Annotated in this window: 12 protein-coding genes; 8 read left to right on the top strand and 4 right to left on the bottom strand. The window is 65.9% G+C overall.

What is annotated here, in order from left to right; translation table 11 throughout:
- Nucleotides 1-106: 106 nt before the first annotated feature.
- Together OTER_RS11240 and OTER_RS11235 are read left to right on the top strand one after the other, a co-directional pair.
- Entirely contained in the window at nt 107-1276 is a 1170-nt protein-coding gene (locus OTER_RS11240) for a Rid family hydrolase (RefSeq protein ID WP_012375040.1), read from the top strand.
- 289 nt (nt 1277-1565) lie between these two features.
- Complete coding sequence (locus tag OTER_RS11235; RefSeq protein WP_012375039.1) at nt 1566-2651, top strand: 3-deoxy-7-phosphoheptulonate synthase; 1086 nt, start codon at nt 1566-1568, stop codon at nt 2649-2651.
- A 237-nt stretch (nt 2652-2888) separates the two neighbouring features.
- Here the strand turns inward: OTER_RS11235 and OTER_RS11230 are convergent, their stop codons facing one another.
- Nucleotides 2889-4556 carry a dipeptidyl-peptidase 3 family protein gene (locus OTER_RS11230; protein WP_012375038.1) on the bottom strand — a complete coding sequence of 556 codons (1668 nt, stop codon included), beginning with the start codon at nt 4554-4556 and terminating at the stop codon, nt 2889-2891.
- A 304-nt stretch (nt 4557-4860) separates the two neighbouring features.
- Here OTER_RS11230 and OTER_RS11225 point away from each other — a divergent pair, with 304 nt between their 5' ends.
- Nucleotides 4861-6051 (top strand): ATP-binding protein, encoded by a 1191-nt coding sequence (locus OTER_RS11225; RefSeq protein WP_012375037.1) that lies wholly within the window; start codon nt 4861-4863, stop codon nt 6049-6051.
- Nucleotides 6048-8486 carry a response regulator gene (locus OTER_RS11220; RefSeq protein WP_012375036.1) on the top strand — a complete coding sequence of 813 codons (2439 nt, stop codon included), beginning with the start codon at nt 6048-6050 and terminating at the stop codon, nt 8484-8486. Before OTER_RS11225 ends, OTER_RS11220 begins: the two co-directional genes overlap by 4 nt.
- On the opposite strand, the gene OTER_RS26420 is transcribed toward OTER_RS11220, so the two are convergent.
- Nucleotides 8476-9009 (bottom strand): hypothetical protein, encoded by a 534-nt coding sequence (locus OTER_RS26420; RefSeq protein WP_012375035.1) that lies wholly within the window; start codon nt 9007-9009, stop codon nt 8476-8478. The two genes, OTER_RS11220 and OTER_RS26420, sit on opposite strands and share 11 nt — an antisense overlap.
- Nucleotides 9010-9123: 114 nt before the next feature.
- On the opposite strand from OTER_RS26420, the gene OTER_RS11210 reads away from it, so the two are divergent.
- The 3 genes from OTER_RS11210 to OTER_RS11200 all read left to right on the top strand — a co-directional run bounded on the left by OTER_RS11210 (nt 9124) and on the right by OTER_RS11200 (nt 11971).
- The gene (locus tag OTER_RS11210; RefSeq protein WP_012375034.1) at nt 9124-9837 is read left to right on the top strand and encodes a hypothetical protein; all 714 of its coding nucleotides are present in this window, start codon (nt 9124-9126) and stop codon (nt 9835-9837) included.
- 332 nt (nt 9838-10169) lie between these two features.
- The gene (locus tag OTER_RS11205; RefSeq protein WP_012375033.1) at nt 10170-11369 is read left to right on the top strand and encodes a hypothetical protein; all 1200 of its coding nucleotides are present in this window, start codon (nt 10170-10172) and stop codon (nt 11367-11369) included.
- A gap of 206 nt (nt 11370-11575) precedes the next feature.
- Entirely contained in the window at nt 11576-11971 is a 396-nt protein-coding gene (locus tag OTER_RS11200; RefSeq protein WP_012375032.1) for a CPBP family glutamic-type intramembrane protease, read from the top strand.
- A gap of 108 nt (nt 11972-12079) precedes the next feature.
- On the opposite strand, the gene OTER_RS11195 is transcribed toward OTER_RS11200, so the two are convergent.
- Both OTER_RS11195 and OTER_RS11190 read right to left on the bottom strand, forming a co-directional pair.
- Nucleotides 12080-13000: a hypothetical protein gene (locus OTER_RS11195; RefSeq protein ID WP_012375031.1), complete on the bottom strand. Its 921-nt coding sequence runs from the start codon at nt 12998-13000 to the stop codon at nt 12080-12082.
- Nucleotides 13001-13075: 75 nt separating this feature from the next.
- Nucleotides 13076-14758, bottom strand: coding sequence for a CehA/McbA family metallohydrolase (locus OTER_RS11190; protein ID WP_044891715.1), 1683 nt, complete (start codon nt 14756-14758; stop codon nt 13076-13078).
- A gap of 279 nt (nt 14759-15037) precedes the next feature.
- Between OTER_RS11190 and OTER_RS11185 the strand changes: the two genes are divergently transcribed.
- Nucleotides 15038-17149: a beta-galactosidase gene (locus OTER_RS11185; protein WP_052300365.1), complete on the top strand. Its 2112-nt coding sequence runs from the start codon at nt 15038-15040 to the stop codon at nt 17147-17149.
- Nucleotides 17150-17180: the final 31 nt, after the last annotated feature.

The raw sequence follows: 17180 nt of genomic DNA, 5'->3' as shown, positions 1-17180 counted from the left end.
ACCCTATGGCCGCCGCACTAGAAGGAGTTAAGATGACCTACCAACCGGTAGCCCCACGGTGCAGCGGACGGTCCGGCTACGCCCTCGGCGAAGCGCCCGCCCAATCATGAAGAGCAACACGCAGGAAGCGTTCGGCGCGTGCCGCGTGGAGGTTCGCACCAACGAACACGAATCGTTCACCGAGTATCACCTCACTGCCACGATCAATGGTACGATGTCGGTCGCGCTCGCCGCCGATCAGGCCTTCAACGACGTGGCCGCGGTGCTCGCGCAGAAAAGCATCCAGCCGATCCAGGAGAAAATCTATGGCTACGCCCGCGTGCGCGAGCAGGTGCTGCAGCGCCGCGAGGCCGCTTACCGCGCCCATGGCATCGACCGCAGCATGCCCGCCACGTGGATCCAAGGCACGCCGCTCAACGGTTGCGAGTTCGTCGGCCTGCAAATCTGGGGCATCGTCGCGCATAATGGCGAAGCGTGCGTCACGACGGTGGAAAACCCCGTCACCGGCCGCGGCCGTTTGTGGAGCGGCGCCGGCTTTCGCCTGCTACATCTCGCGGGCGTGCGCGGCACGACGCCGGATGGCGTGCTCGCCGCGGGGCACTGCGCGCAGGCCGAGGCGATGTTCAACAATCTCGGCGCCGGCCTGGCCGCACACGACTTTCACTACAACCAGGTTGTCCGCACGTGGATCTACGTCCGCCGGCTGCTCGAGTGGTACAGCGATCTCAATCGGATCCGCACGTCGAAATACACCTCCGTCGGACTCGGCGTGTCCGGTGGCCCCGCGCACCCGGCGAGCACGGGCATCCAGTGTTTCAGCGACGACGAGGAATGCATCGTCGACGCCCTCGCGCTCGACACCGACGGCCGCAGCATGGTCGCGACGCCGATCCGCAAAAGTCCGCGGCAGGATTCCTCCTTCAACTACGGCTCCGCGTTTTCGCGCGGCATGACGCTCGCCATCGAGGGCCGCAAGATCGTCCACATCTCCGGCACCGCGAGCATCAACAGCGCGGGCGCCAGCACTCACGTGGGTGACGCTGAGTGCCAGAGTCTCGAGACGCTGATGAGTATCGCGGCCATCCTCGAGGAACAAGGCGGCTCGCTGAAGAACATCACCTCCGCCACGTTGTTCTGCAAAGACCGCGCCGCCTGGGAAGCCTGGGAACGCGTCACCCGTCTGCTGCAGATCCCCGCCTTGCCGAAGGTCTGCGTGATCGCCGATGTCTGCCGTCACGACCTGCTGGTCGAGATGGAAGCCGTGGCGGTAATCTGAGGAAGCAACAGGCGGCAGGCTTTAGGCCGTAAGCTCGATCATCCAACCGTCCCGCCAATCCACGCAAATGGACGCGAATGGAACGACCTCAGCCCCCGGAGACGCGACGCCCTCGTCGCGTTTCCTCGTCGTTTTCTCCGCGGCTCCTTGTAGCCGGAGTCGCTGACCCCGGGGCCGGCCGGACTCACCGAGCCCGGCTACAACACGCCCGCCACTCAACCCTCAACTCTCATCCCTCAACTTTCCGCGCTCTCCGCTCTGGACTCTCGGCTCTCGACTCATTTTCCCCTTGCGCACTCCGGATCTCAACGTCGCCGCTATCTCGCCTCTCCCCGCCCCCGCGGAGTTGTTGGCCACGCTGCCGCGCACGCCTGCGCAGGCGGATTTCGTGGCGCACAGCCGGCAGACGTTGCGCGAGATTCTGTTCGGCGATGATCCGCGGCTGCTGGCGATCGTCGGCCCCTGCTCGATTCACGACGTGGCCGCCGCGCGCGAGTATGCCCGCCGACTGGCCGACCTGGCTTACGAGCTGGATGATCGGATTGTCATCGTGATGCGGGCGTATTTCGAAAAACCGCGCACCGTCGGCGGCTGGAAGGGCCTGCTGCTCGATCCGCATCTCGACGGCAGCGGCGACATCGCCCGCGGCCTGCAACTCGCCCGCGGCCTGCTCCGCGACATCCTCGATCTCGGCCTGCCGACGGCGACCGAGTTTCTCGATCCGGTGAGCCCGCAGTATCTGGCCGACCTGGTTTGCTGGACCGCCGTCGGCGCCCGCACCGCGGAATCGCAGCCGCATCGCCAGCTCGCCTCGGCGCTCCCGATGCCGATTGGATTCAAGAACAGCACCGACGGCAATCTGCGCAATGCCGTGCACGGCATCAAAGCCGCTGCGCAGCGACACACGTATTTCGGGCTCACCGCCGACGGCCGCTCCGCCGCCATCCATACCCGCGGCAATCCCGACTGCCACCTCGTCCTCCGCGGTGGCTCCGCCGGCCCGAACTATTCCGCTGAACACCTGGTCGAAGCGGACGTGCTGCTCGCCAAGGCGGGACTGCACCGGACGATCATGGTCGATTGCAGCCATGACAACAGCGGGCGCGTGCCCGAACGCCAGCCGCGTATTCTCGCCGACGTGACGCGCCAGATTCTCGCCGGCCGCACCGCGCTTCGCGGCGTGATGCTCGAGAGCAATCTCTTCGCCGGGAACCAACCTCACCCGCCGCCCACCGGCCCGCTCCGCTACGGAGTCTCCATCACCGACGCGTGCATGGACTGGTCGATGACGCAGCAGTGCCTGCGCGCGGCCTATCGCTCGCTCGCCCCGCGTTTCGTGTCCGCGCCTGCTCCCGAGCCGGCCTTCGCCAAGTGAACCGCAGCGCAGCGGAACGCGTCAGCGTTTCGCGCGAGTTGTAGCCCGGGTCGATGACCCGGGTCCCGGGCTCAACGAGCCCGGCTACATCTGCGCCGTCGAGCTCTCTCCGGTCTCAACCTCAGGGCGTAGCGCTTTCGCGCGATCATCGCGGGGGCGTCGCTGGCGACGCCCGAGGGCGCACCAAGGTGCTTCCCCACTCTCAACTCTCAACTCTCAACTTTCCCCTCTCCGCTCTCAGCTCTTCTCCCCCATCACAAACGTCGGTTCGATGTCGACCGGGAGATCCTTCAACCCGTCGAGCGCGCGTTTCACCTCGGGCCGGACTACGATCATTTTCTCAAAGAGCTGTTTCGTTCCAGCGTAGTCCCCGTGCGCCTGCAGCGTCATGATCGCGCGGGTGAGCGATTCGACCGCCGGTTTCACTTTCACCAGATCCACCGCGAACGTTCCGTCCTGCGCCACGGTGAACGCGCCCGCGTCGAGCAGCCAGTTCAGCTGCAGCGCCATGCCTTTCGCATGCGCCTCCGTCAGCCCGAACCGGAGCGTGCGGAAGGTCGACGCGAGAAACGTCGTGTACATTGCGCGCTCCTGCGCACGGTCGAGCATGCCGTGGTCCATCAGATGCTGCAGCGCCCACAGGCCGGAGATGTCCGCCTTCGCTTCTTCGAGGGTGCCATTCAACTCCTTCATCTCGCTGCGCACGGTCGTCTCGCGCCCGTTGACCGTGATCGTCTGCGGCCCGAGCCCGTGCATCAGCTCGTGCATCAGAATGTGCGTGAAAAACGGCTCGAACGCGACATGGCCCTGATCCGCCTTCGCCAGCACGCGCCGCGAGATCGGCACGAGCACGTTTTCGAATTTCGCCTCCTGCACGTTTTTCAGCATCACGCGCTTCGAGCCTTTCTCCGCCACGACGCGTTCATCGTTCGGCAGGTTGAACGCCGCCGTCTGCACGCCGCGATTCGCGTCGCCGGAGCCGAACGCCAGGTTCACCACGCGGATGGGCGAATAGCCGCCGAGCTTCTTGCGATACTGCGGGTCGATCGGCAGATGATCCTCCAGCTCCTGCAGATGGCCGCTGAAGCTTCCCAGCTTCGCCGTCTCCGCCGGATCGGTCACCGCGATGAAGGCTTCGAAGGCCGCCTTGAAATTAAACCACTCGTCCTCGTAGACCTCGTAGGGCCCGATCGTCGGCTCGATCGTCGCGTCGAGCTCCATCCACGCGAGGTCGCTCTCGTAGTAGTCGTTCGACAAAAACGCCGTCGCGCGTTTTTCCAAAAACGCCTTCAAGGTGGGCTGCTTGGTCTCCGCCGCCGCTTCGCGCAGCAACCGCGCGGCGAGGATCAGCTCGTTCTGATACTCCACGCTGTAGGGCACCGCCATCAACCCGCCGTCCGGCGCACGCCGGATCGTCGTGAAAAATCCCGTGGCCTTCGCGCGCTCCGCCGCCGGCAGCTGCTGCATCCAGCGGTCCACTTCATCGCGGGTGGCGTCGACCGGATAAAAGTTGCCGCCCGCCGGCTTCTCGCTGACGCCCGGCAGGAACGCCGTCTGCTCGTCCAGCCGCGACCACGCGCCGGCGTTGATTCGAAAATAGTGCAGCCGCGCCCGGCCCAGCGGCGACGCGTCGCGCACCAGCTGGGCGAGCAGCGCCTCGTTCTGCGGCGCGGCTTGACGCAGGAACAGCGCGTCGAAGAGCTTCGCCGCCTCCACCATCTTCTGCAGCGCCGCGAGCTCGTTCGGCGGCAGATGGGACACGTCCACCTTGATCTCCACTGGCACGAACCGCGCCGTCATCGCGCGCAACTGATCGAGGTTCGGAGCGGCGGTCTCTGGCTGGTTGCCCAGCCCGGTCGATCCGCTCAGCAGCGCGGCCGCGAGCACGGAAATGAGGATTCGCATGCCGGTGAGTGATTGCTCCAGCCCGGCGCTGTCAAGCGGCGACCCGTAGGCGCGTTTTTCGCCGGGCGGCTCGAGGCACGGCCACCGAACCGTCCGCTGCTCCTGCTGCGAGCCACGGAATCAACCTCGGAACTCAAGCGCTAGGTTGATTGGTGGCGGCGACACGCCGGGCTTGTCGTCGCCAGCGCGCTGAGCACAATCACCAGCATGGCGGCGGACGCTGCCGCTCCCGCGTCATGTACTCACTCCCGGCGCCTGCGGTCAGGCAGAAGACACAGCTGACCTGGACAAGCCACTCCCGCCCATGACCTCGCGCACCGATGACGACGCGAGCGTTCCGATCGCGTCATTTTCCACGCCAACCGACCTGCGGCCGTTTGTGCAGCTCACCGCCGGGTTGGCGCCCCCGCTCAACACGCTGCTGACGACGATCACCGGCCGCACAATGATGCTGTTGGGTGATCCCGCGCTCGATGAGCAAACGCGCGAACGGCTGAATGAAATCTATATGGCCGGAGAACGCGCCGTCAGTCTGACCCGGCAGTTGCTGTTTCTTAGCGGTCGTTCGCCGCCGCAGCTGCGGACGCTCGATCTCAATGCGCTGGCCACCCAGTTGACCACCGTGCTGCAACGGTCGCTGCACCGCGGCCTCACGCTGGAACTAGGACTCGCGCCCGGGCTGCGCCTCGTCCGCGCGGACGCCGACATGCTCGAACAGATACTCGTCGCCCTGACGCGCAACGCCAGCGACGCGATGCCGCACGGGGGCGAGTGTCGCGTGAGCACCGCCAATGTTGTCCTCACCGCCGCCGAGGCGGCCCGGCACGCGGGCCCACGGGCCGGTGAATTCGTCACAGTGGTCGTCGCTGACACCGGCACCGGCATCGCGCCCGAAGTGCTGCCGCGGCTGTTCGAGCCGTTTGTCACGACCAAGCCGCCAGGGCACGGCGCCGGCCTTGGCCTGGCCGCCGCGTACAGCATCCTGCAGCAGCACCAAGGCTGGCTGGCGGTCAAATCCACTCCCGGCGCCGGCACGGAGTTCACGGTGTTCCTCCCCGCCGCCCCCAGCGACGCCGTGCCCGACGAGCCGGCGATACGGGACGATCGTTCTAGCCTTGGTCATCCGACCATCCTCTTTGTGGAGGACGACCCACTGACGCGTGAATTCACGACCGCCGTCCTGCAGGATCTCGGTTACCGTGTGTTACAGGCCGGCACCGCCGCCGACGCGCGGGAGACGTGGAAATGGCACCGCTCGCGGATCCGGCTGCTCCTCACGGACGTGGTGTTGGACGGTCGCCAAAGCGGCCTGGACCTCGCTGCCCAGCTCCGGGCCGCTGCTCCCGGACTCGGCGTGATCTTCACGAGCGGCCACGGCCGCGCGATCCTCGATCGCGCTCCTGCACTCCCGGGCGGCATCTTCCTGCAGAAACCCTTCCGTACGCAGGCGCTGGCCTGCGCGCTTCGGACCGTGCTCGACACTCCTGTATCATGAACGACGACCCCGCTGGAACTCCCCTCCCCACCGGTTCAGCCACGGCTTCCGAGCAGTTTCTCCAATCCCTGCTCGAACACCTGCCCGTCTTCATCTACCGGAAGGACCGTGAGGGCCGGCTCACGTACGCGAATCAGCGATACTGCGAACGTCGCGGGCAGCCTCTCGCCGCGCTGCTCGGCCAGACCGACTTCGACCTGTCCCCGCCCGAACTCGCGCAGACCCATGCGGCCGACAACCTGATCGTGATGCAAACCCGCCGGCCGCTGGAGAAGGACGAACTCCAGGTCCTGCCCAGCGGCGAGAAGAGCTGGATCCACATCATCAAGGTGCCGATCATCGACGCCGACGGCGAAGTGGTTGGCACGCAGGGCATGTATTGGGACATCACGGACCGGAAGGCTGTCGAGGAGGCACTGGCGCACGAACGCGACCTGCTCAGCGGGCTGCTCGAACACATCGACGACCACGTTTACTTCAAGGACCGGGCCTCCCGATTCCGGCGCATCAGCACGAGCCTGGCGCGCAAGTTCGGGCTCCGCGACCCCGCCGCCGTAGTCGGGAAAACGGACTTCGACTTCTTTACCCGCGAGCACGCGGAGCCGGCCTTCGCCGACGAACAGGCGATCATCCGCACCGGCGAACCGATCGTCGGCAAAATCGAAAGGGAAAGCTGGTCCGGGAACACGGAAACCTGGGGCCTCACCACGAAAGTCCCGCTCCGCAACCGCGCCGGCGAGATCATCGGCACCTGCGGGATCACCAAGGACGTGACGGCGCTCAAGCGCACCGAGCAGCAACTCCAGGCGGCCAAACTCGCGGCCGAAGCCGCCGCGCGCGCCAAGAGCGAGTTCCTCGCCAACATGAGCCACGAGATCCGCACCCCCATGAACGGCGTGATCGGCATGACCGGCCTGCTCCTCGACACCAAGCTCGATCCCGAACAGCGGCAGTTCGCCGAATCCGTCCGCAATTCCGCCGAGAATCTGATGACGGTGATCAACGATATTCTGGATTTCTCCAAGATCGAAGCGGGCAAGCTGCTGTTCGAGGAACTCGATTTCGACCTCGTCGAAACCATCGAGGGCACACTCGACATGCTGGCCGAGCGCGCGCAGGGCAAGGGCATCGAGTTGATCGACGGCATCGCACCACAGGTGCCACGCTATCTCCGCGGCGATCCCGGCCGGCTCCGCCAGATCCTCACCAACCTGCTGGGCAACGCGATCAAGTTTACCGAACACGGCGAGGTGGTTCTGAGCACCACCCTCGAACGCGAAACCGCCACCCACGCCATCGTGCGCTTCGACGTGACCGACACCGGCATCGGAATTTCGCGCGACGTGCAGGCGCGACTCTTCCAATCCTTCGAGCAGGCCGACAGTTCCACCACCCGCCGGTACGGCGGCACCGGTCTTGGTCTGGCGATCTCCAAGCAACTCGTGGCGATGATGCACGGCGAGATCGGCGTACAGAGTGAGGCGGGCGTCGGCTCCACTTTCTGGTTCACCGTGGAATTTCAGAAACAGACCGGCGCGCCCAAACGTGTCCGCCGCGTACAGCGCGACCTCACCAGCCTGCGGGTGCTCGTCGTCGATGACAACGCGACCAATCGCAAGATTCTGCGGCACCAGATCTTCGCCTGGAACATGCAGAAGGGCAGTGCCGCCGGCGGCCATGAGGCGCTCCGGCTGATGCGGGACGCCGCCGCCGCCGGCGAGCCGTACGATATCGCCCTCCTGGATATGCAGATGCCGGAGATGGACGGACTGACTCTCGCCCGCGCAATCAAGGATGATCCCGCCCTCGCCCCGACTCACCTCATCATCCTGACCTCGCTGGGCCATCGCCTCACCCGCGACGAACTGCAGGCCGCCGGCATCGACGCCTACCTCGTCAAACCCGTCAAACAGTCCCGGCTCTTCGACACACTCATGGATGCGATCGGCGTGGCCCAAGTCTTCACGCGGTCCTACGAGACCCCGGCGCGGAGCAAACCGAACGCAGCCGACACGCCCGAGCCTCCCATCTTGCGCGCCCTGGTGGCCGAAGACAATCAGGTGAACCAGACCGTCGCCGCCGCACAGCTGAAGAAGCTCCGCTGCTCGGTGGACGTGGTCGCCAACGGCCTGGAGGTGCTGGAAGCGCTGAGCCGCGCACCCTACGACGTGATCTTCATGGACTGCCAGATGCCCGAGATGGACGGGTATGAAGCCACCCGCGCGATCCGCCAGCGCGAGCAGGATCGCATCCATCCCTGCCACTGGAAAGCGCCGGCCTATATCATCGCGATGACCGCGCATGCCATGCACGGTGATCGGGAAAAGTGCCTTGCCGTCGGCATGGACGACTACGTGAGCAAGCCCATGCGCACCGCCGAACTGCAAGCCGCGATCGAGCGCTGGCGTGCGACGCGCGCCCCCGTCAGCGGTTGAGTTGCTCTGCTTCCAGCCGCGCCGCCTCGCGGAGGTACCGCTGGGCGATCTCGGGGCGTTCGAGCGTCTCCAGCGCCTGCGCCAGTCGGTAGTGGGCCGGTGTGCAATAGGGGTCGAGCTTCAGCGCATCCTCCAGGGGTGGCATCGCCTCGTCCACTCGGTCGAGTGCGACGAGGTGGTAGCCGAGCGCCGTGCGAACCACCGCCGGCTTCTCGCGCACGCCCGGCAGGAACGGCGCCCGCTCGTCCAACCGTGACCACGCGCCGGCGTTGATCCGAAAATAGTGCAGCCGCGCCCGGCTGAGTGGCGACGCGTCGCGCACCAGCTGCGCGAGCAACGCTTCGTTCTGCGGCGCGGACTGACGCAGGAACAGCGTGTCGAAAAGCGTAGCGGCCTCCACCATCTTGTGGAGCGCCGCGAGTTCGTTCGGCGGCAGATGAGACACGTCGACCTTGATCTCCACGGGCACGAACCGTGCGATCATGGCCTTCAGCTTTGCCTCGCCCGGCGTCCCGGCTTCCATCGCCACGACACCTGACGCGTGAGGGTTTCGCCGCACCGTACTCCACCAAACGATGATACGGTGCCGCGTGATCAGGCGGATATCAGCCGGGTTTCGTTTCGGCTACCGTGCTGCATGAGCTTTCGACCTGCCCTTCTCTGCTGTGCGGTGCTGCTCGGAATCACCACGTCGTTGTCGCGGGCACAACTCGTGCACCTCCAATTCCACGCTGGCGGTGTTCTCAATCTCCACGCGGACACGGCGGGCATTCCTTGGGACCACGCCGGTGGCAGCCTTTCCACGATCGACGTTTTCTACAATCCGTTCGGTGCGGTCCGTGACTGGAGCCAGGAGGAGGAAATCTATCGGTTCCCGAACGCAGCGGACGCCTACTGGCAGTTGACCTTCGATCTGGATTACGATCTCGGCACCATCGTGGTCACTCGTCCGTTGCCCTGGGTGCGCGCTGGCGGTCAATCATTCGTCATCCAGTACGCGGATCAACCTCCCGGCCAACGAACCGAGGAATTCCAAATGTACCTGAGTTTCGCCGACACCTTCCAACCGTTTGGCAAGTGGCCGTCCGAACCGCTCCCTCCCCTGTCTGACGGCGGGGGCGATGAGATGGTCAACTCGTACTTTCTTTCGGCCGGGCGCAGCTTTTTCGACATTCCGCACCTGAACGACGGCGGCGGCTATGGTCACGTGGGTGGCGGAACCATCTCACCCATCATCTCCGCCGTCCCGGAGCCGGCGACCTACGGCGCCGCCGCGGTCCTTCTGCTCGTTCTAGGTGTGATCGCGCATCGCCGGCGGTCAGTACGGCACCACGAAGCGTGCCCCTTATGATCGCCAGGCGACGTCCCGCCTAGGTTCATTCGCAGATGGTCAGTCCCTGCCTCCGCGGGTCCCGACCGTCGAGGCTCTTCTCGCGGGCGAGCTCCGGCTGGCAGTCGACCAGTGTAACACACCACGCACGGATTTCCGGAGGTAAACGCGCGAGACCGCTCCGCGAATCGCCGTCCGTCCTGCAGGGAGCAGGCCGGAGACTCGTGTGGGCGAACACGGAAAGGCGTCGTGTCGGATAGTTTTCTCTCCACGCAACCGCGTTCGTGCCGGTGCCCTATTCCGTTCGCCGCTTCCGCGCTTGGCGCCGCTTCCGCCTTCGCTTGTATATCCGCATGAGGTCGCTCCGGCTCGTCTGCGTTTGCGTGATTTGGCTCAGCGGCGTCGCTTGCGGCGCAACCACGCGCGATGAAGCGCAACGTGCGATCGCCGCCTTGGAAAAGGACGTTTTCTCCGACGAGGCCAGTCAGGCAGCCAGCGTGATCGCGGATTTCGCCGCGACGAGCGAAGACGTGCGCTTCACGCTCGGCCCCGACACCGCACCTTGGGTGACGGAGGAGCATGACCGAAACGAGTTCGACGACGCCGCGCGGGCCATGCTGCTGGCGGTCTATTTCGCCGGGAATGCGAAGGCTCAACTCGCCCGCGGACAGCCCGGCGATGATCCTTACCCCGGCTGGCTCGCCGTCATCGCGGCGTACCGCCGGATCCAGGAAAAGCGTCCGTTCATCGTCCCGTCGCTGGAGCACCTCGCGCAGTTGCAGCAGGACGGCCGACTCGAGCAACACGCCCGTGACGTGCAGTTGAACAGCGCCGCCCTACCGACGACACCGCTGCGGCCCGAAGCCGGAGCGCCGCCCGCTGGCACCGAATCGAGAACTCCTTTGCCCTCTGGAAGGGGCTCCCCGTCCGAACCGTCCGCGCCGTCACCGCCACTTCCACCTCTTGTCGCGACCACGCCAGACCAAGTCGAGGAAATCGGACACGAAGACCAAGGCCTCGGATTAGTTTTCCCCGGCCGGCTGCCCGGCTGCGTCTTTCGCGGTGTCCGGCGCTTCGAACCTGCCGCGCTGGGTTATTCGGTCACGTATCGTTCAAACACCGGCGCCGAGGGCGCCCTCACGTGCTACATCTACGACAAGGGCCTGCCCGCGATCCCGACCGGCGGAGGCTCCGACGTAGTGCGCGCCGAGATGGCCGAGGTCGTCTCCCTCATCGCGCCGGGCTGGAAGGAACGCAAGGGCGTCGTCGAGCCGATCGTCAGCACCGCAGACATTCGGAATAGCGACCGACCGGAGCCGATCGCTCAGCTCGCGGTGCACCGGATCACCGTGGACAAAACCGCGAACATCTCCGTCACGGTGATGACCGGTTATCACGACAAGTTCCTGAAGGTTCGCTACACGTTTCCCGGCCACGACCCAAACACCGCGCTCCGCGCGCTCACGGCGTGTTGGGATGCTTTCGCCCAGGCAAACCCAATCGCCGCTGCGGAACTACTCGGATCGAATACGTCCGCCGCCGCCGCGAAGTGACTACGCCCGAACCTCACCACCAATCTTCGGCGACGCCCGGCTGCCCGGTAGACCTCGACCCGTCGCCGATGCCAACCTCGCGAATCAGCAGCCGGTGGACCAGGATCAAGACCCGCGTACTCGCTCACTTCGCGGCGCACCGACAACGAAGCCGCGGGAGCTTCCTGTGGCGAGTGACGCTCGAGTCGTTGGCTGCTGCCGTTCTGATGGCAATCCTCCTCAACCTGCTCTTCGATCTCCCGCACCGGACGGACCTCCGCGCGATGGGGATGGTGCGACGGTTCGTCGAGATGGTGGTGCTCGCGCCGTTTTTCGAAACGCTCCTCCTGCAAGCGCTCCCGGTCGGAGCGGTCCGGATTTTCGATGGCGGATTTCGCGCCCAGTTGCTGGCCGGCTGGCTGATGTTTGCCGTCGCCCACTTGGTAAATGGATTGGGCTCGGCTCTCGTCGCCGGGCTCGTCGGTGGGTTTTATCTTTCGTTCACCTACACGCACTGGCGGACGCAGTCATTCCGCTCGGCCCTCTGGATGACCTGCAGCATGCACGCGCTCTACAATCTTGTGCTATTCGCGACCATCGCGGTGCTCGTGCCTCAGCCCTGACGCCTTGCGCCGCCATCCGCGCCCTCCGCCCACGCGCACCGGAGCTACGGTCAAATCCGCTCCGTGTTTCGTGTTTTTCGTGTGTTTCGTGGTTACTGAAACATTCGCCTAGATGAACAAAAAAACGTAGCCCGCAAAAAGCAGCGCGCCGACGCCCGCCGCTGCCGCCAGCGACCAGAGCAGGTTCCGCGCTCGCGCCGCCATCGCCAGCGTCGCGATGATCACCGCCGCCTGCGCGCCGAGCATGCCGAAGAAGAAGCGCGTGCTGCGCCGGTGATGCCGCTCCGCCGCGAGATTGCTCTGCCGCACCTGCAATTCGTGGAGCACGGCAATCCGCTGGTTCAGCCGCGCCTCGGCATCGTAGCGCATCGACGAATAGCGCAGCCGCAACACCGCGAAATCGCGGCCCAGCTCCGGATGCTGCGTGGTTGTGGGCTCCAGCAACTCGCCGAGCGCATCGCCGCCGTCGACGATCGGCTGCATCAATCGGTCGAACGCCCGCGCGTGTTCCTGCGCTGTCTTCAGTGCCGCGGCCACTTCCTTTGGCTTTGGCGCGTCGATCCGCTGTTTCTCCACCGGATCGGTCAGGTCGCCGTCGAGCGCCGCCAGCGCGGCCTGCACCTGCTCCGAGAACGCCGGAGCCGCGGCGAACTCCGGCAGCCGTCCCGCGAGGAGATAGTTCAACGCCTGCTGGCTCGGCTCCGGTTTCGGCAGCGTCGCGGCGAGCGCGCGCAGCCCGGCTTCGTCGATCGCGTTTTCGCGCGTGGTCAGCTGCATCACGTCGAGCGTGCCGGACTGGATCGCTCCGCGCAGCCGCTTCGCCTGGAAAAAGCCCCACTGGTCGCCGGCCTTCGCCTGCTGCTGCGCGCCGAGCGCGCGTTGATATTGCGCCTTCGTCATCTCGCTGCTCGCCAGGCCGGCGAGCAAGGTCGCGATTACGGTCATCACCACGGGCGTCATGCCCAGCACCTTGCCCCAGAAACTCGGCGGCAACGTCGCTTTGATCTCAGCCGGCACCTCGGTCTTCATGGCACCGGCGTTGTAGTCCAGGGAGCGGTCGCGCGGCGAGGCGAATCACCGCGCGGCCCGGCCGCAATCAACCGGCTACAACCGCTCGTAGTACGCCAACGCCTGCTCCGCCGCCTCCCGCGCCGCCGCGCGATCGGAGGCGCGCAGGAAATCCGGCTGGCCGTCGAGCCAGTGCAACAGCCCGCGCACATACTTCTGCAGATAAGCGATCGACGCGCCCTCGCGCACCGGCTTCCCGTGGTCGAGAAAATAGATCGGACTGGTATGCGCGAACACCGAGAGCCCACGCGGCAGGATGGGCCGCCGAATGTCGGGATGCTCCGCCACGCGCGCCGCGAGCCACGAACTCTCGTCGATCCTCACCGCGGTATCGACTTCCATCGTGTAGAGCCCATCGACCGGTTCGAGTCCGTAGACCGTGCGATGCGCCACGGAGCGTCCGTTGTGGATGATCTCGATCATCGCAAACGGCAGGATCGATCTCGCTTTCGCGCGCACCCGCACCTGCCGGCTTCCATTGAATTCGATCACATCGCCTGACCTGTGATTATCGACTTCGAATTCGAGAATAGGCCCGTTCGTCACGAAGCTCCGACCCGCTTTGATCGCCGCCAACCAAGCATCGAATCCCGTCACGCTCCCGGTATGCGCATAGGTGCGATTGCTCCCGAGCGGAATGTCCTCAAAAAACTTGTCGGTTCCCGCCGCCACCGGCAGCCGGAATCCCGCATTCAATAACGTGTAGTAGAGGTCCAGCGCCCGCATCACCGGAAACTCCGCCTGCGAGAATCCCGACTCCTGCCACGGCGCCAGATGATTCGGCAGCGTCGTGGGATCGTTCCAAGTCACGAGTTCGATCGCATCGAGCAACCCAAGCGCTGCCAGCACCGGCGACTCCGCGCCCGGCAGCGAACAAAGATGCGACCATGCGATCATGCCCCCTTGCGCGCGCGTGGCGCGAGCCGCCGGCGTCAGGTCAAGGTGCGGCACGCTGCGCCAGTATTCGAGGCCGCCGCCCATGTCGGGATAGCCCGGCACGAGTTCCTTCAAGCCGAGCAGCGTCAGGTGGCCCATGTGCCACTCGCGGACTTCCTGTCCGACGAAGATTTGCTGCTCCGGCGTCGAATGCTCGTCCAGTTTGCCGGTGAACAGCGCGTTCGTCGGCAATTCCGAAACCGAGTCCGCCATGTGCAACAGCACCTGCGTGTCGAGGTCTTCGACCTCCATGTGAAACCGCGCTTCGGCCGGCACCGGCAGGTGCGCGTGAATGTCGCCGGCCACGAAGCCTGCTTTCCGCCGGTCGAACCAACGCTGAAGCCGGAAGGTTTTCTCGGGCGCCGGTCCTCGAGAGTTCGCGCGCAATGTTGCCACGAAAGGACGCGTCTCGATCCCGCGCCGGATCTCGAGCATCACGTCTCCGGACGGAAGCACCGCGGTGAATTCGCCTCCGACATAGCACCAGCGTTTGTTCAGACAATCCACGTGGGGATGCTCGCCCGCGACTTCGACGGCTTTGCCGGACCCGTCCGTTAGCGCCACGCGCGCGGCCACGGTCGCGCCGGTGGCGTCGTCGACAATCCGCGCGTGGATTTGTCCGCCTCCGCGCTCGGCGGCCCGCGTGGCCGTGCACGCCGCGCCACAGATGAGCACCGCGGCCAGCAGCGCTGAGGCCATCGGGGCCAAGCTACGCGACCAACGCCGCGCGGCAGCTACGAAAGCGACGGCGCAGCCGTCGACGAACCGCAGGATAATATTCATGGCACGAGCAAAGAGACCTCTCACGCTAGTCGCTTTTCTGTTCCCGTGTAACTAACAAACTGTGACGCCGTTGGTATCGCCGCGCGTTCCCTGGGCCGGCCTCAACTGGGCGCCGGCGACATCAACACCACCGCAGCGTTGAGGGCCATCCCGGCCCAGGAGAACACGGTTTCGCCGCTCTCGTCGGCTCGGGATTTCCGGGTTGTTCAACCCGCTTCGGTGTCCGACACTGTGCGCATCGCTACACCCCGTCCCATGCTCCCCCGCTTTCTCCCCATCATGACCGCGCTCGCTCTTGCCAGCTCGCTGCCGGCAGCAAATCCCTCTGGTCAGCCCGGTTTGGCTCCCAGCGCCAATCGCCCGCCTTCGCATCTGCGCACCTCAACCTTCCAGGAGTTTCACTGGGGCGTCGCCTATTATCCCGAGCACGGCGAACTCGCCACGCTCGATCAGGACGCCGAGCGCATGCTCGCCGCGGGCATGAACACCGTGCGCATGGCCGAATTCGCGTGGGACCTCATGGAGCCCGAGGAAGGTCGCTACGATTTCTCTTTCTTCGACGACGCGATCGCCCGGCTCGGCGCCAAGGGCATTCGCACGATCCTGTGCACCCCCACTGCCGCGCCGCCGCGCTGGCTGTCGCTCAGCCATCCGGAGATCCTGCGCGTCGACGCGCGAGGCGTCGTGCAACGCCACGGCTCGCGCCAGCACGCCAGCACGGCGAGCGACGTTTACCGCGACTACTCGCGCAAGATCACCCGCGCGATGGCCGAGCATTTCGCCAACAACCCGAACGTGATCGGCTGGCAGACCGACAACGAGTTCAACTGCCATTTCTCCGAGGACTATTCCGCCGGCGCCGCCCAGGCGTGGATCGGATTTCTCCGCGAAAAGTTTCACGACGACATCGCCGCGCTGAATCGTGCGTGGGGCACCGCGTTCTGGGCGCAGACCTACGCGCGCTTCGAGGATGTTCCGCTCCCGGCCGCCGGACAGCCCACGCACCTGAATCCCGCACATCGCCTCGACTATACGCGGTTCATCGCGTGGACCGTCGCGCGATTCCAGCACGACCAGGTCGAGATTCTCCGCGCCGCGCAACCGCGTTGGTGGATCACACACAACGGCATGTTCCGGCTGGTCGACTACCGTGGACAATTCGGCCGCGACCTCGACGTGCTCGGCTGCGACGTCTACCCGATGTTTACGTGGGACCCGCGGCAACGCGGCGCCACGCAGGCCTGGGCGCTCGATGCGGCGCGTGCGTGGACCGGCAACTTCTTCGTGCCGGAGCACCAGAGCGGACCGGGCGGCCAGACCGATTATTTTCACGACAACCCCGAGCCCGGCGAATTGCGCCGGATGCTCTACACCAGCTTCGCGCATGGCGCGGACAGCGTGCTGCTGTTCCGCTGGCGCACCGCGCGCTTCGGCGCGGAGGAATACTGGTGTGGCGTGCTCGACCACGACAACGTTCCGCGTCGCCGCTACGCCGAGGTCGCGCAAGTCGGGGCCGAGCTCGCCCGTGTCGGCCCCGCGCTGCTCGGCACGCATGTGGCGATCGACACCGCGATCGCCGCCACTGATTTCGACAACACCAACGCGCACGAGGCGCTGCATTTCAATCTCCCGGCACCCGACCAGGTCGCGGCGGAGCTCCACGGACACTTCTGGCGTGCCGGTTATCGCGTCGGCGCCGTGCATCCGGGCGACACGCTCCGCGGGCTGAAGCTCTATATCATTCCGCATTTCACGATCATCGATACCGCGTGGCTCCCGCAGCTCGAGTCGTGGGTCCGCGACGGCGGCGTGCTGGTAATCGGCGCTCGTGCCGGCACGAAGGACGCCGACAACAACGTGACCACCGATCTTCTGCCCGGCGTGCTGCGTCCGCTGGTCGGCGCGACGGTCGTCGAGTATGGCCGGCAAAACGCGCCAGAGCAGCGTCCGCTCGAGCTCGAGATCGCTGGCAAGCGCGTGCTTTCGCGCGAATGGTATGAACAGCTCGCGCCTGACGACGGCACCGAGGTCTGGCTGCGTTGGGCCACGCGTCATCAGACCGGCACCCCCGCCGCGACGCTGCATCGGCTCGGCAAGGGCGCCGTGGTGTATGTGGGCACGTATCTGAACGGCGCCGTGGGCGGTGCACTCGTGCCGGAGTTAGCCAAGCTCGCGCATGTGCTTCCGGCGCTCGCTGGTGCGCCCGCGGGTGTCGAGGTCGTCCGTCGCGAGGCCGACGACCGCGCGCTCTGGTTTCTGATCAACCACACCGAGCAGCCGCAGTACGTCACGGGGCTCCCGCGCGGCCGCGACCTCGTGGCCGATCGCGACGTGCGTGACGAGCTCACGCTCCCGCCCCGCGGCGTCGCCGTCATTCGGACACCGCGCTGATGATCAGCGCGCGGCGCATAAGGTCGCGCCC

Source organism: Opitutus terrae PB90-1, from assembly GCF_000019965.1.
GTDB lineage: Bacteria > Verrucomicrobiota > Verrucomicrobiia > Opitutales > Opitutaceae > Opitutus > Opitutus terrae.
This window is presented reverse-complemented; position numbering and strand designations above follow the sequence as displayed.